Genomic DNA, 14,852 nt, shown 5'->3' on the forward strand with positions numbered 1-14,852 from the left:
CTCCTGGTCAGTACAGGACTACCTGGGTGTACACCACCGTATTGGTGGGCCCCAGGACGCGCGAGGTCACGCGGAAATAAGGTTGCGAGGTATTCGACAGCGGTTGGGTGCCGTAACTCACGGCACTCTTGGAACCGCCGGAACTGGCGGAACCGATCGTCACGCATTGCTGGTTGGCGGCATTGATCCCGCCCGGTGTTTCGCACAGGCGATGGATCACGTAGCGGATTTCGTTGCCACCGCCGTCATTGGCACTTGCCACCACGGAGTTGGCCCAGTTGTAGGTGAGCGGGTCGAACTCGGACGGCGCCGGCGTGCTGCCACAGTCGTCGGGCGTGCCGTCGTTGTTGGCGTCGGGCACACCCAGCGGATTGAGGGTGGTATTGCACCAGCCCGGAAAGTACCAGTTGGCCGTGCTGCCCTGCTCCAGGCCGCCCGCCGTCTGTGCCACCAGCCAGCTTCGCGCGGTTTCGATGCCGCGGTCGGCCGCCACCGTGGCGGTACGCTTGAAGCTCAGGTTGCGGGCGACGATCAGGCCACTGCCGATCTGGCGATAGAGCGCGATGCCGGCCAGGGTCATGGCGATCAGCATGATCAGGGCCAGCAGCAGCACCACGCCGCGCTGGCCGCGGGATATTCCCTGCGGATGGTCGTTATGGGTTTTCAATCCGAGATCCCCCACACCACGTTGCGCAGCGGAATCACCGTTTCATAAACGCGATAACGATAGCGCCGCCAGTCGTTCGCGTTGCCGGGGGTGCTGTCCGCCGTTCCATCGATATTGGTCATGCCGAACGCGCCGCCGGCCCAGGTAGGAGCCGCCGCCGTCACATTGACTTGCTCGAACTGCTGGCTGCGCGCCAGCAGGCCGATGCGGATCGCGCGCAACTGGACCCAGGCCGCCGTCGTCGCCGGCGTGGTCGAGGTCCACTCGCCGGCGGCGAGGGTGCCGTCGTTGTTGGCGTCGATGCCGTATTCCGCCTGCAGGTCGATTACACCCTCGGCAACCTCGGTCGCGGTGACCTGATTGGCAAGCGTGTTGGTAAAGGTCAGAAAGCGGCGGTTGGTGATCCGGTAAACATTGAGTTGGGGCGAGGTGCCCATGTTGAAAACCGCGCCCGTCAGGCCAACGCCCTGGATCGTGCCGTTGTTGAAACGCGCCGTGCCCGTGTTGTTGTGGAACTTCCCCTGCAGCGCGGCGAGTTGCGCCGGCGTCAGTGCGGCGGCGGCGACCGAAGCCGCGACGTTGGCATTGTTGGTGTAGTTGGTGTAGGCCGTCCCATTGGCGAAATCGATGCTCAGGCCGTCGGCATTGGCGTTGCCGGTGGCCTCGAACAGGCCGCACACGGCATTGCCGGCATCCGCCGCGATCAGCATATCGCCGCTGCGCACGCCGGTGCGGGTATTCATCCGGATCGCCGCGCCGGTGATGCTGTTGTAGGTCTGGCTGGACGACATGGTGGGTGCGCTGCCGTAGAGCACGGCGATCGTGTCCGGCAGGGTGCTGCCCACGGTGCCGTCGCCGTCGGTGATCAGCACCGGCGCCAGCGGAAAGGTAAACAGTCCGGGCGCGGTCCGCGTGCTGTCATACGCATTGACCGTGCAGCCCATGGCCGCCGCATTGCCGAAGCCGTAGCCGGCAAGTTTGAGGTCGCGCTCCAGCGTGAACATGCCGATGCTGCCCGTCACTTGCGCATCGCTGCCCGACGCGGTGGTGCGCTTGCGCGCTTCCCACACGCTCATGGCCTGGAACATCATCACCATGCCGATCATGGCGATCGCCATGCCGACAAGGATTTCGACCAGGGTGAAGCCGGCGCCGCGGGATGGGAGGGTCTGGTTTGCCATGGTCAATTCACGTGGCCGATGACGCGGTGGAAACGCGGGCGGGCATCCTTCGGCCCCTGCCAGCAGACGGTGACGATAACCTGGTTGGAGACCCCCGCATTGACCACGATCTGCTGTCGCGTGGCATCGGATGCGGGGAGCCGCGTCGCCGGATTGGTGGACACCGCGGCGACCCAGTTCGTGACCAGGGGATTGAGGGATACGACACCGCCACCGAAGTTGCAGCAATCGGTATTGGCACTGGCATCCGTGGCCAACAAGCGGCAGGTCGTGGTACCGCCCGTCGGATTATGGGCGAAGCCCGCCAGGGTACCGGCAACCACCGCGCCGTTCGGGTCGCGCGCGCCGAGGTTGATCTGGCCCAGGATCTGGTCCACCAGATTGCTGGCTTCGTTGCGGTACTGGGCATCCGTCTGAATCGCGATCGAACTGGCCTGCAGCGCGATCATGGCAAGAACGCCCATGAGAAAAATCACGATTCCGATCAGGGCTTCGATCATGAAGGAACCCTGTTGGCGGCGTCTGGTCATCAACATCCCCTCGAATCACCGGCCGCAACGGCCGCTGCGCTCACCGCCGGATCGCACAGCCGTGCGATGCCGCCGACCGAGACGACGACACGCAGGCAGCGCACGGTGCCGGCGGGAGGCCCCGGATCGGTGACGCAGCGCGCACCGCCGTCCGGATCGTTGAACTTGAAAATGGCCGGCGCGGCGAGGGTGGTCCTGCCCAGGCCGTTGAAGACGATGTTCGCCACCGGCGCCAGGGGCGGCGGGTCGGGGTCGGTGTCGGCCGGCGGCGCGGTATCGTTGATGCGCACCGTAATGTCGGCGGTGGTGGCACGGCCCGAACCTTCGAGCCCGAACCTGCCGTCGATGAAGGTGGTGAGGTCCGCGGTTCGCACCATCCAGTTCCTGCCGGCGGTGGAGGCAACGGCGGTGCCGACGTTGGCCGTGAGCGGATCGGCCGTGGTCATCAGGAACTCGACGGCGGTGTTCATGCGCAGGGCCTCGGAGCGGGCCAGATGGATGCCGGTGAGGAAGTTTTCGGCGGCGGAGCGAAGTTTCACGTTGCGCAGGTAGCCCGAAAAGCTGGGCAGCGCCAGGGCCAGCAGAACCCCGATGATCCCGACGGCGATCACCAGCTCGACCAGCGAGAAGCCGTGATGCTTCGCTCTCATGGGATCAGCAACCTCCACCCTTGGTGGTGATCCAGCAGTTCGCCGTCGCCGCCGGCCAGGTGGATGGCGCCGCGATGGTGCTGGTTCGCGCATTGGTCTGGTTGATGGTATAGGTGAAGCCGCTCATGGAGCCGGTACCGGTGGCGGTCCAGATGTAGGTCTGGCCGTTATTGGCGGCAGCGCAAGCAAAGGTGAAGTTGGCGGTGTTCGCCACCGTGACAGTGGCAGCGCATGCCGTTGCCGCCGTGCCGTCCGTGTTGTAGAAGCGGTTGTCCTGGAAAAACTGTTCCATGCGCACCCGCGCGTCGGACAGGCTGGCCACCGCCTCGGTGATCTTGCTACGCGTGATGTAGTCGTTGTAATTGGGCATGGCGACCGCCGCCAGGATGCCGATGATGGCCAGTACGATCATCAGTTCGATCAGGGAAAAGCCACTGTTGTCGCGTGTTTGCATGGGGCACCGCCTATGGGCTGTTGAGTGACGAGTTCGATCGCAACGGGTCATGGCGGATGCGTCGGGATCCAGACCCTCAATTTAATTCTAGGCAAGCCGTTAACCCCTGACCATAGGGGTAGCCTGATTTTTTGAGCGGTTATCCCGATCATGGCCCGGCCTGGTCGACGCACCGGCGGGCCGTTGTATCATCGCGCAGGCTGCGTTACCGGACACACGGGGTTTGGTTTCGATCTGGCGCGATTTTGTCTATGAACAGCAGGAGGTAAGCAGCGATGTTGGGTTTTTTCAAATCGGCGTTTCGCAAGGGCAAGGAAAAAAGTCGCGACGACATGTCCGTGGACGAACTGGAACAGCAGATCGCGGCCTACGCGCCGCGCCAGAAGGAACTGCGCGACCTGCTGACGCGCGCGGGCGCGGACGAGGCGGCGCGCAACAAGTCCGTGCTCTGGCACCAGCAGATGGCCAAGCGGGTCGAAGAGGCGAATGCCAAGAGTGATTACCCGCTCGCCAACAAACTGGAAGCGGAAATCGCCGAAGCCCGCAAGCGCGCGAAGAAGATCCAGGATGGCGCGCAGGTCATGATCGACGAACTCAATTCGATCGAGGACGACATCGAACTGATGACGCGCGCGATCGACAACAAGAAGCGCTGAAATCCGGCAAGTCGGCCGCCGCCGGCACGGGACTACGCCTGTCGTGCCGTGCCGCCGGCGCCGACTTTCATGGCCGGCGGGACGGCCCCCTGCCTATAATCGCCGCTGGTTCCGCTGACGGAGGTTCCCTGAGTGTCGATCGCCCATGCCGCCGAGGATATCGCCGTCGCGTCCACGCGACAGCTGACCTTGTCGGCCATGGTCCTGATCGCCATCACGCTGGCGGCGACCATGGCCTTCGCGCTCTGGTCCTGGCGGCGGCGCCAGGGCCTGGCGGCACGGCGGCGCCGGGCCGAGCTTGCCCTGCGCGCCTCGGAAGGCCGCCTGCGGCAGATATCCAGCCAGTTGCCGGTCGCATTGTTCGAGTATGTCGCGACGCCCGTGCCCGCTTTCCGCTCCATGAGCGACGGCGTGGCGCGCCTGCTGCCGGGCACGGCGGCGGCGATGCTGGCCGATCCGGAGGTGTTTTTTGCCGGCATCCACCCTGATGACCGCGCCGGACTGGTCTGGCGCGACGCCGCGACGGCGACCACGGGCGAATTTGAATGGGTGGGTCGCAGCCTGCCGGTTGTCGACGCCCCGCGCTGGCTGCAGATCCGCGCCACCACGGAAATCACGCCCGAAGGCGAGCGCGCGGTGCATGGCGTGATTCTCGACGTGACCGCGCTGAAGCAGGCGCAGCAGGATCTGGAGCGCTCGCGCGCGGAACTGCGCCGGCTGGCCAGCCATCGCGAGGCTCGCGTGGAGCAGGAACGCGCGCGCCTGGCGCGTGAGTTCCACGACGAACTGGGGCAGGTGCTGACTTCCGCCCGCATGCAACTGCAACTTCTCGAACGCGCCCTGCCGGCCGAAGCGTCGACCGCACGCGAGGCCGCGCACGACATCGGCACCATGATCGGGGAGGCCCACCTGAGCGTCAAGACGATCGCCTCCGACCTGCGTCCGGCGGCGCTCAACCTGGGCCTTACCGCCGCCGTCGAATGGGTCGCGGCCCGGGTGCTGGGTCCGGCCGGAATCCGCTACCACATGGCCTTCACCCAGGCCGCAGACAGGCTCGACGGCGACTACCCCATCGCGCTGTTCCGCATCGTCCAGGAATCGCTGTCCAACATCGTGCGCCACGCCGCGGCCCATGACGTGCATATCACCTTGAGCCAGGACGGGGACGGCATCTGCCTGCTGGTCGAGGATGACGGCCGCGGCTTCGACGCCGCGGCGGTGGACCACGCAACGCACTTCGGCCTGCTCGGCGTTTCGGAGCGCGTCACCGCGCTCGGCGGCACGCTGGAGATCGACAGCCGGCCCGGCCACGGCACGCGCCTCGCCGTCGCGCTGCCGCAGGTTACTCTCGATCCCCCCTCGGTCGGCGACGTGCCGGCAGCGCCATGATCCGGATCATCATCGCCGACGACCACACGCTGTTCCGCGTCGGACTGCGGCAGATGCTGCATTCCTTCGCCGGCATGGAGGTGATCAGGGAAGTCACCAACGCCGCCGAGGCGCTGGCGGCCGCCAAAGCCGGCGGCGCCGAACTGATCATCCTCGACCTGTCCATGCCCGGCGCCACCGGCACCAGCCTGATCGAGCAGACCCGCAAGGCCCGGCCCGACCTGCCGATCCTTGTGCTTAGCATGCACGACGAACCCGGTACCGTGCGGCGCGCGCTGCAGGCCGGGGCGTCCGGCTACATCACCAAGGGATCGAGCCCGGACACGCTGTTCACTGCGGTCAGCCGCGTCGGCGCCGGCGAGCGCTACATTGATCCCGCCATCGCCGAATCGCTGGCCTTCGATGCCGCCGGCAACGGCAACGCCGACCCCCACCGCGGCCTCAGCCCGCGCGAGTGGGAAGTCCTGCAACTGATCGCCCGGGGCGTGATGCTGAACCAGATCGCCGACCAGTTGCACCTGAGCCCGAAAACGGTCACGACACACAAGGCGCACCTGATGGAAAAGCTCGGCATCGCCAACAATGCGGACCTGATCCGCTATTCGATAGAGAACAAGCTGTTCGATTGAGTGACCGTGGAAAGGACTCCATGACCGCCGATACCCGAGGCCTCGGCCTCGCCCCGGCCAGCGCCGGCGACTACCGCGAACTGGCGCGACGCAGGCTGCCGCGCCCGCTGTTCGACTACCTCGACGGCGCGGCCTATGACGAAGTGACCGCCGGGCGGAACCGCCAGGCCCTGCTGCGCCTGCAACTGCGCCAGCGCGTGATGCGCGACGTCTCGCAACTGAAGTTTTCCACCCGCGTGCTGGGCCAGGAAATGGCGCTGCCGCTGGTGCTGGCGCCGCTCGGTCTGGCCGGCGTCATGGCGCGCCGCGCCGAGGTGCAGGCGGCACGCGCGGCGGAAGCGGCGGGCATTCCCTTCTGCGAATCAACGGTGTCGATATGTTCGATCGAAGAAGTGCGCGCGGCGACCGCCGCGCCCTTCTGGTTCCAGCTGTACGTCATGCGCGACCGCGGCTACGCGCAAGACCTGATGGCGCGGGCGCGCGCCGCCGGCTGCCCGGTGCTGGTGCTGACCGTCGACCTGCCGGTGATGGGCGCGCGCTACCGCGACGTGCGCAACGGCATGGCCGGCGCCGCCACCTTGGGCGGAAAGCTGACCAAGGCCCGCGACCTGCTGACCCACGCCGGCTGGGTGATCGATGTCGCGATACAGGGCAAGCCGCTGACGTTCGGCAACCTGACCATGGCGGTGCCCGACGCGCACAGTCTGCCCGCCTTCAAGGCCTGGGTCGACAGCCAGTTCGACCCGGGCGTGACCTGGGCCGACCTCGCCTGGGTGCGCCAACACTGGCCGGGCAAGATCCTGGTCAAGGGCATCCTCGACGTCGAGGACGCGCGGCTGGCCGCCGCGGCCGGCGCCGACGGCATCGTCGTCTCCAACCACGGCGGGCGTCAGCTCGACGGCGTCGCCGCGTGCGCCGATGCGCTGCCGCGCATCGTCGATGCGGTCGGCGACCGGCTTGACGTGCTGATGGACGGCGGCGTCAGGAGCGGACTCGACGTGGTGAAGGCGCTCGCACTCGGCGCCAGGGCCTGCCTGCTCGGCCGCGCCTGGGGCTACGCCGTCGCCGCGCGCGGCGAGGCCGGCGTGGCGCACATGCTGGCGGTGATGAAAAGCGAAATGGCCGTGGCGCTGGCGCTGACCGGCGTCACCGATGTCGCGGCGCTGGATCGCGCGGCGCTGCTCGACGCATCGCCGTAGCACCGGCGCCGACTTTTCACACCGGGCCGGCAGCGGCCGGAAAGGCCTACTTCGCCGTGCGCACCGCCGCCAGGATGCCCTGCATCAGGGCCAGCGGCGTCGGTGGACAACCGGGGATGCGCACATCGACGCCGACCACGTTGCCGATCGCGCCGCAACTGGCGTAGCTCTCGCCGAAGACGCCGCCGTTGCAGCCGCAGTCGCCCACCGCCACCACCAGCTTGGGGTCGGGCGTGCAGTCGTAGGCGATGCGCAGCGCGTTCTCCATGTTCTTCGTCACCGGGCCGGTGACCAGCAGCATGTCGGCATGGCGCGGGCTGGCGACGAACTTGATGCCGCGCCCTTCGAGGTTGTAGTAGGGATTGTTCAGCGCATGGACCTCCAGCTCGCAGCCGTTGCACGAACCGGCATCGACCTCGCGGATGGTCAGCGCGCGGCCAAGGACGTGCAGGATCTCGTCGTGCAGCCGGTCGATTTCGCGCCGCGGGTCGGCGGCGCCGGCCGGCTGCGGCGGCTCGGTGAGGATGCCGGTGCGGAAAATGTGGCGCAGCAGGGGAATCACAGGTCCACCCCGGAATACGAAAGGTTGAAGGACTTGTTGATCAGCGGAAAATCGGGAACGATGTCGTTCATCACCGCGTGCTCCAGCGCCGGCCACGCCTGCCATGACGGATCATGGGGATGGACGCGTGCCAGCCGGCCATCGGCGTCGAACTGCACGCCGACCAGCACCTCGCCGCGCCAGCCTTCGATCACGCCGAGGCCGCTGCCGCCGGCCGCCGGCGCAAATTCGACCCGGGTGTCGCCGGCAACCATGCCGACCGCCAGCAGCCGCAGCAGGCGCAAGGATTCCGCGATCTCGTCGAAGCGCACCGCGACGCGGGCAGCGACGTCGCCTCGCTCGTCGGTGACGGGCCGCACACCGAGCGCCGCGTAAGGCGGCGGCGGCGTGTAGCCCTGGCGGTGCGCCCGGCCGTCGAGCAGGATCCCCGTGGCACGCGCCGCCATGCCTGTCAGCGAGAGTTCCCGCGCCAGGTTGCTGTCGATGGTGCCGGTCGTGGCGAAGCGGTCCTGCAGGCCCGGGTGCCCGTCGTAGAGTTCGCGCAATTGCTTCACCGCGCCCTCGATGGCGCCGCACTGCTCGACGATCGCGGCGAGCGAGGCGGCGTTCGGATCGACGGCCACGCCGCCGGGCACGATGCAGTCCATCATGAAACGGTGACCAAAAAGTTTCGCGTTGAGTCGCAGCCAGTCTTCCTTGAGCCGCAGGAACTGGGTCAGGCCGAAGGCGAAGGCGGCGTCGTTGCCCAGCGCACCGAGGTCGCCGAGGTGGTTGGGGACGCGCTCGCGCTCCAGCAGCAACGCGCGCAGGCCCAAAGCCCGCGGCGGTGGCTCGACGCCGCAGGCGGCCTCGGCCGCGGCGGCAAAGGCCCAGGCATAGGCGCAGGTGGAATCGCCCGAAACGCGGCCGACCAGTTGCGCTCCACGCGCGATGTCGGCGCCGACGAAAAGCTTCTCGACGCCCTTGTGCTGGTAGCCCAGCCGCTGCTCCAGCCGCAGCACTCGCTCGCCGACCACGGAAAAGCGGAAATGCCCCGGCTCGATGATCCCGGCATGGATGGGGCCCACCGGAATCTCGTGCGCACCCTCGCCGCCGACCTTGACGAAATCGTAGTCCGTGGGTTCGTTGGCCCATTCCGGTGCGGCACCGGCGTCGTGCCGCAACGGATACCAGTCCGCCGGCCAGCCGCCGTGGCGCAGCCAGGGCCGCCGGTCGGTGCCGTCGCTGGCGATGCCGACCAGGTCGCGGGTGGCACGCTGCATGCGGTTGGCGGCCGGAAAGATGCCGGACAGGTCCGGATACATCGGGCATTCGTCGCCGCCATCCGCCAGGTCGAGGCTGAGCCAAAGCCAGCCTTCGTCGAGGGCGAATACGCAATGCAGGCGATAAAAGCCGTCGCGCAGGCGATCGTCGCAGCCCCACAAGGCCGCTAGCCGCCCCTGGCGGCGATGGACGGAAATGGCGAAACGCAGCAGATCCTCGCCGTCGGCGGCGCGGCCGCGCCATACCGGCGCGCCCAGCCCCGGCTGGCGCGTGAATTCGATGGGTTCGGCGTGGAAGATCATGTTTACCCGCAGTCTCTAGCCGAGCATCCGCGCGGCTTCCTGGAACCAGCGCGCCAGGTAGGGTGGAATGTAGAGCCCCAGCATCAGCACCAGCCCCAGGTGCAGGAACACCGGCGTGATGGCGGGTGCATGCGGCAGGCGCCTCGCCTCGGTCTCGCCGAACACCATGGGCTGCACCTTGCCGAAGATGGCGGCGAAGGCCACGCCGAGGCCCAGCAGCAGTACCGGCGTCGCCCACGGGTAGTGCTTCATGGCGTGGGTGAGGATCATGAACTCGCTGGCGAAGACGCCGAAGGGCGGCATGCCGAGGATGGCCAGCGTGCCGAGCATCAGGCCCCAGCCGATCAGCGGATTGATCCGGATCAGGCCGCGGATGTTTTCCATAAGTTGCGTGCCGGTCTTCTGCGTGGCATGGCCGACGGCGAAAAAGATCGCCGACTTGGTCAGCGAGTGCATGGTCATGTGCAGCAGGCCGGCGAAGTTGGCCACCGGCCCGCCCATTCCGAACGCAAACGTGATCAGCCCCATGTGCTCGATCGACGAGTAGGCGAACATGCGCTTGACATCCTTCTGCCGCGACAGGAAGAAGGCCGCGACCAGCAGGGTGAACAGGCCGAAGCCGATCATCAGCCTGCCGGCAAAGTCGCCGGCGATGGCGCCGTCGGCCAGCACCTTGCAGCGCAGGATGGCGTACAGCGCGACGTTCAGCAGCAGGCCGGAGAGCACCGCCGACACCGGCGTCGGGCCTTCGGCATGGGCATCGGGCAGCCAGTTGTGCAGCGGCGCCAGGCCGACCTTGGTGCCGTAGCCGACCAGCAGGAAGATGAAGGACAGCGCCATGATGGTCGGCTCCAGCTGGCCCTTGACGTCGATCAGGTGGGTCCACAGCAGGGCGTTGCCGGATTCCCCGAGCACGCGCTCGGCGGCGAAGTAGAGCAGGATGGTGCCGAACAGCGCCTGGGCGATGCCGACGCCGCAGAGGATGAAGTATTTCCACGCCGCTTCGAGGCTGGCCGGCGTGCGGTAGAGCGATACCAGCAGCACGGTGGTCAGCGTCGCCGCTTCCATCGCCACCCAGAGGATGCCGAGGTTGTTGGTGGTCAGCGCCGCCAGCATGGTGAACATGAAGATCTGGTACATGCTCTTGTAGAGGCGCAGGCGCGGCTTGCTGAGGCGGCCATGCTCGGCTTCGTTCCTCATGTAAGGGCCGGAAAAAATGCTGGTGGTCAGTCCGACGAAAGCCGTCAGGGCGACGAAGAAGACATTCAGCGAGTCGATGAAGAACTGCTCGCCGAACGCGAAGCGCGGGCCACTGGCGACAATCTCCATCGTCAGGCCGGCGGCGGCGAGGAAAGTGCCGAGACTGGCGACGATGTTGAGGTTCGGCGCCCAGTCGCGCTCGCCCACCACCGTCAGCAGCGCGCCGCTGGCGAGCGGGATGGCGAGCATGAGGACGAAGAAATCCATGGAATTAACGTGAAGCACCGATTGCGGAGTCGTCGGCGACTTTCGAGCGCAGCGAGCCGATCAGTAGCCCCCCGAGAGGGGGCGAGGCGGGAATTCGCGACGCATTCGTCGCGCCGCCGCAGCTGGCTGGCTGTGCAAAGCCAGCCGTGGGCCGCGCAGCGGTGGGGGGGCGGGCCTTCAATTCGCCTTTCGCGTGTTTCATCTTCATGGGGGCAGTCGATACGGCATGAGCATCAGTTGTCCTTCAGCTTTTCCATGTGCCGGATGTCCAGGCTGTCGAACTGGTCGCGGATCTGGAAGAAGAACACGCCGAGGATGATGACGCCGACCAGCACGTCGAGTGCGATGCCGAGTTCCACCACCATCGGCATGCCGTAGGTGGCGCTGGTGGCGGCGAGGAACAGGCCGTTTTCCATCGAGAGGAAGCCGACCACCTGGGTGATGGCCTTCTGCCGCGTGATCATCATCAGGAAGGCCAGCATCACCACGGCCAGCGCGATACCCAGCGTGCCGCGCGTGATGGTGTGGGACAACTCGGAAATCGGCAACGCGACATTGAACGCGACCATGACCAGCACGATGCCGACCAGCATCGTGGTCGGGATGTTGATCAGGGCCTCGACCTCGCCCTTGACCTTGAGCTGGCGCACCAGGCGGTGCAGGATCCACGGCAGCAGCAGCACCTTGAGCGCCAGCGTCAGTCCGGCCGAGTAATACAGGTGCACCTGGCCGGTGGTCACCGCCGCCACCAGCGTTGCCAGGCACAGCGCCCCGCCCTGCAGGGCGAACAGGTTGATCAGCTGCGGCAGGCGGCGCTGCGCCAGCATGGCGAAGGCCAGCAGCAGGATTACCGCCGCGAACAGGTTGATGAGCTGGGCCGAGAAAGGAATCGATGCGCTCATACCCTGCTCTCCAGCAACAGCCTTACCAGCAGGCCGAGCACCGCCAGCATGAAGGCGGTGCCGAGGAATTCCGGCGCGCGGAAGATGCGCATCTTGGCGTTGACGGTCTCGATGCCGGCGAGGAAGGCGCCGCCGATGGCGAGCTTGAGCAGCAGCAGCGGTATCGCCGCCACCAGTGCCAGGAAGTTGTCGCCCGGCGCGATGCCCCAGGGGAAGAACAGCGCCAGGCCGAGGCAGGAGTATGCGTACAGCTTGAGGCTCGCCGCCCACTCGATCAGCGCGAGGTGGCGGCCCGAATATTCGAGGATCATCGCCTCGTGGATCATCGTCAACTCGAGATGGGTCGCCGGATTGTCGACCGGCACGCGGGCGTTCTCGGCCAGCGAAACGAAGGTGAAAGCGATGCCGGCGAAGGCGAGGCTGGGGTAGATCACCAGGTCGCGGTGCGCGAGGGTTTCGACGATGGTCGCAAGCGAAGTGGACTGGGCGATCATCGCAAGCGTAAAGAACACCATCAGCAGCGCCGGTTCGGCGAGGAAACCGACCAGCATCTCGCGCCGCCCGCCCAGCGTGCCGAAGGAGGTGCCGACATCCATTCCCGCCAGCGATATGAAGATGCGTGCCAGGCCGAAGACACCGACCAGCGCCAGGGCATCGGCCGCCGGCGCGAAAGGCAGGTCGGTGGACAGGGTCGGCACGATGGCGCAGGCCAGCACCATGCAGCCGAAGATGAGGAAGGGCGCGGCGCGGAACAGCGAGGACGCGTTATGGGCCAGCACCACGTCCTTGTTGAACAGCTTTTGCAGCATAAAGTAGGGCAGCAGCAAGGGCGGCGCGCTGCGGCTCTGGAACCAGGCCCGGCACTGCCCGACCCAGCCCGAGAGCAAGGGTGCCAGCACCAGCGCCAGCGCAATGGCGAACAACTGGCCAAGGAATCCGGACACACTGATCACGGCCTTGCCACCAACAAGAGCAGGAGCAGGGTAATGAAGCTGTACATCAGGTACACCGCGATACGGCCGCCCTGCAGGGTGACGATCAGTGTCGAGACCCAACCTGCCGCCCGCGCCACCGGCAGGTAGCACCAATGCCAGAAGTGATCTTCTACCTTGACGCTGTAGTATGGCTTCACGTCGCGCGCCGTCGGGAAATGCCGCTCCATGCGGAACATCGGCTCGAAGATGCGCCGGATCGGCTGGCTGAAGCCTTCGGCGGTGTCCTGGGCGCGCGGCCCCTCGAAGTGGTAGCCGCAATCCCAGGCCGTGGTGCGGCGCACGCGACCGTGATAAAGATGGCGCACCAGCCAGCGCACCAGCAACAGCATGGCGGCAATGGTGACGAGGACGATGAGCGGCTCGTAGCTGGCGCGCTCGGCGGAAATCGGTGCCAGCATCCACCAGCCGTTTTCATTCAGTTTGTCTGCAAGCCCGGTGCCCAGCAACTGGCGCGTGGCGGCGTCGATGCGCAGGATCACGGTCGACGGCAGCACACCTAGCAGCAGCGTGATCAGCGCCAGCCAGGCAAGGCCGGCCTTTTCCCAGGGGCCGGCATCGTGGGCATCCTTCAACGCCGGCTCGCGCATCTGGCCGAGGAAGATAATGCCGTAGAACTTGACCATGGCGAAGCCGGCCAGCGCGGCGACGAGAACCACCAGCGCCGCCGCCACCGGCACCACCATGTTGAGCCAGGGGTGCGGCAGGCCCGGCGAGAACAGGAAGCTTTGCAGCAGCAGCCACTCCGAGACGAAACCGGAAAGCGGCGGCAAACCCGCGCTGGCGATCACCCCGGCCAGCGCCAGCCAGGCCACCCAGGGCATGCGATGGATCAGGCCGCCGAGCTTGCCCAAGCTGCGCTCCCTGGTCGCATGCAGCACCGAGCCGGTGCACAGGAAGAGCAGGCTCTTGAATCCGGCGTGCGCCAGGCCGTGATAGAGGACCGCGGTCATCGCCAGCGCCGCCAGGCCTTCCATGCGGTAGGCGTGGAAAACCAGCGTCAGGCCGATGCCGACGGTGATCAGCCCGATGTTCTCGATCGAGGAATAGGCCAGCAGCCGTTTCATGTCGTTTTGCACCGTGCTGTAGAGCACGCCGAACAGCGCCGTGGCGAGGCCGATCACCAGCGCCACGACGCCCCACCACCACAGCGTCGAGTGCAACAGGTCGAAGCTGACGCGCAGCAGGCCGTAGATCGCCGTCTTCAGCATCACGCCGGACATCATCGCCGATACCGGCGAAGGCGCGGCCGGATGGGCCTCCGGCAGCCAGACGTGGAGCGGCACCAGGCCGGCCTTGGCGCCGAAACCGGCCAGCGCCAGCAGGAAGGCGGCCGAGGCCCAGAACGGCGACAGATCCTGCGCGCGCATGCCGGCAAAGCTGTAGTCGCCGCCTCCACCACCCATTCCGCCGGTCATGACGCCGAAGCAAAGCAGGATGCCGATGGCGCCGATATGGGCGATCAGCAGATACAGATATCCGGCGCGGCGGATCTCCTCATGCTTGTGGTCGGTGGTGACAAGGAAGAAGGAGGACAGGGCCATGCTTTCCCAGGCCACCATGAAGGCATAGGCATCGTCCGCCAGCAGCACCATGAGCATGCTGGCGAGAAAGAAATGGTATTGCAGGCACATCAGGCCGGGGGCCGTGCCCTCGCCCTTCCTGAAATAGCCAGCGGCATAGATAGAGATTCCCGCCGCGACGAAGCCCAGCAAGAGGGCGAATACGGCGGACAAGTTGTCCAGCCGCAGGTGGAAGGGCAGGTCGGGCAGGCCGATCGCCAGCACGGCGGTTTGCGCCGGGCCACCGAGCGCATCCAGCGCCACCAGGCCGACGCCGACGCCGACGAGGGCTCCGAGCGGGAACAGCATCTTGCTGATGAGTTGCGTGTTGCGCGGTGCCACCAGCCCGAGGAGGCCGATGACCAGCCAGGCGCAGCCGGCTGTCAGGAGGAAATCGATGGGAAGGAAGTTGGTCATGACGAAAGCGGGTGTGGCCGATTCTAGCAG

General features: G+C 66.7%; 15 protein-coding genes. 4 read left to right on the forward strand and 11 right to left on the reverse strand.

Annotated elements, in window-relative coordinates:
* Positions 1 to 7 precede the first annotated feature (7 nt).
* The 5 genes from J0M27_RS09795 to J0M27_RS09815 are packed head-to-tail and all read right to left on the reverse strand — an operon-like array spanning position 8 to position 3,482.
* Positions 8 to 667 (reverse strand): hypothetical protein, encoded by a 660-nt coding sequence (locus J0M27_RS09795; protein WP_294990577.1) that lies wholly within the window; start codon positions 665 to 667, stop codon positions 8 to 10.
* Positions 664 to 1,848 (reverse strand): PilW family protein, encoded by a 1,185-nt coding sequence (locus J0M27_RS09800; RefSeq protein ID WP_294990580.1) that lies wholly within the window; start codon positions 1,846 to 1,848, stop codon positions 664 to 666. The genes J0M27_RS09795 and J0M27_RS09800 overlap by 4 nt, the downstream gene beginning before the upstream one ends.
* Positions 1,849 to 1,850: 2 nt before the next feature.
* Entirely contained in the window at positions 1,851 to 2,378 is a 528-nt protein-coding gene (locus J0M27_RS09805) for a hypothetical protein (RefSeq protein WP_294990582.1), read from the reverse strand.
* Positions 2,378 to 3,028: a GspH/FimT family pseudopilin gene (locus tag J0M27_RS09810; RefSeq protein ID WP_294990585.1), complete on the reverse strand. Its 651-nt coding sequence runs from the start codon at positions 3,026 to 3,028 to the stop codon at positions 2,378 to 2,380. The genes J0M27_RS09805 and J0M27_RS09810 overlap by 1 nt, the downstream gene beginning before the upstream one ends.
* A 4-nt stretch (positions 3,029 to 3,032) precedes the next feature.
* Positions 3,033 to 3,482, reverse strand: coding sequence for a type IV pilin protein (locus J0M27_RS09815; RefSeq protein ID WP_294990588.1), 450 nt, complete (start codon positions 3,480 to 3,482; stop codon positions 3,033 to 3,035).
* A gap of 275 nt (positions 3,483 to 3,757) precedes the next feature.
* Between J0M27_RS09815 and J0M27_RS09820 the strand changes: the two genes are divergently transcribed.
* From J0M27_RS09820 to J0M27_RS09835, 4 genes are all read left to right on the forward strand, one after another.
* Complete coding sequence (locus tag J0M27_RS09820; RefSeq protein ID WP_294990591.1) at positions 3,758 to 4,138, forward strand: hypothetical protein; 381 nt, start codon at positions 3,758 to 3,760, stop codon at positions 4,136 to 4,138.
* Positions 4,139 to 4,270: 132 nt separating this feature from the next.
* Positions 4,271 to 5,527, forward strand: coding sequence for a sensor histidine kinase (locus J0M27_RS09825; protein ID WP_294990594.1), 1,257 nt, complete (start codon positions 4,271 to 4,273; stop codon positions 5,525 to 5,527).
* Positions 5,524 to 6,156, forward strand: coding sequence for a response regulator transcription factor (locus J0M27_RS09830; protein ID WP_294990596.1), 633 nt, complete (start codon positions 5,524 to 5,526; stop codon positions 6,154 to 6,156). Before J0M27_RS09825 ends, J0M27_RS09830 begins: the two co-directional genes overlap by 4 nt.
* A 20-nt stretch (positions 6,157 to 6,176) precedes the next feature.
* A complete protein-coding gene (locus J0M27_RS09835; protein ID WP_294990599.1) occupies positions 6,177 to 7,355 on the forward strand; it encodes an L-lactate dehydrogenase in 1,179 nt (392 codons plus the stop codon).
* A gap of 46 nt (positions 7,356 to 7,401) precedes the next feature.
* On the opposite strand, the gene J0M27_RS09840 is transcribed toward J0M27_RS09835, so the two are convergent.
* The 6 genes from J0M27_RS09840 to hyfB all read right to left on the reverse strand — a co-directional run bounded on the left by J0M27_RS09840 (position 7,402) and on the right by hyfB (position 14,822).
* Positions 7,402 to 7,917 carry a formate hydrogenlyase gene (locus J0M27_RS09840; protein WP_294990601.1) on the reverse strand — a complete coding sequence of 172 codons (516 nt, stop codon included), beginning with the start codon at positions 7,915 to 7,917 and terminating at the stop codon, positions 7,402 to 7,404.
* Entirely contained in the window at positions 7,914 to 9,482 is a 1,569-nt protein-coding gene (locus J0M27_RS09845) for an NADH-quinone oxidoreductase subunit C (protein WP_294990604.1), read from the reverse strand. Before J0M27_RS09845 ends, J0M27_RS09840 begins: the two co-directional genes overlap by 4 nt.
* A 15-nt stretch (positions 9,483 to 9,497) precedes the next feature.
* Positions 9,498 to 10,949 carry a hydrogenase 4 subunit F gene (locus tag J0M27_RS09850; protein ID WP_294990607.1) on the reverse strand — a complete coding sequence of 484 codons (1,452 nt, stop codon included), beginning with the start codon at positions 10,947 to 10,949 and terminating at the stop codon, positions 9,498 to 9,500.
* 233 nt (positions 10,950 to 11,182) lie between these two features.
* A complete protein-coding gene (locus J0M27_RS09855; protein ID WP_294990610.1) occupies positions 11,183 to 11,851 on the reverse strand; it encodes a formate hydrogenlyase in 669 nt (222 codons plus the stop codon).
* On the reverse strand, positions 11,848 to 12,804 hold the full coding sequence (locus tag J0M27_RS09860) for an NADH-quinone oxidoreductase subunit H (protein ID WP_294990613.1): 957 nt from the start codon (positions 12,802 to 12,804) through the stop codon (positions 11,848 to 11,850). Before J0M27_RS09860 ends, J0M27_RS09855 begins: the two co-directional genes overlap by 4 nt.
* Entirely contained in the window at positions 12,801 to 14,822 is a 2,022-nt protein-coding gene (gene hyfB, locus J0M27_RS09865; protein WP_294990616.1) for a hydrogenase 4 subunit B, read from the reverse strand. The genes J0M27_RS09860 and hyfB overlap by 4 nt, the downstream gene beginning before the upstream one ends.
* Between the last annotated feature and the right edge of the window lie 30 nt (positions 14,823 to 14,852).

The organism is Sulfuritalea sp. (assembly GCF_017302275.1).
In the GTDB taxonomy this organism is placed as follows: domain Bacteria; phylum Pseudomonadota; class Gammaproteobacteria; order Burkholderiales; family Rhodocyclaceae; genus Sulfuritalea.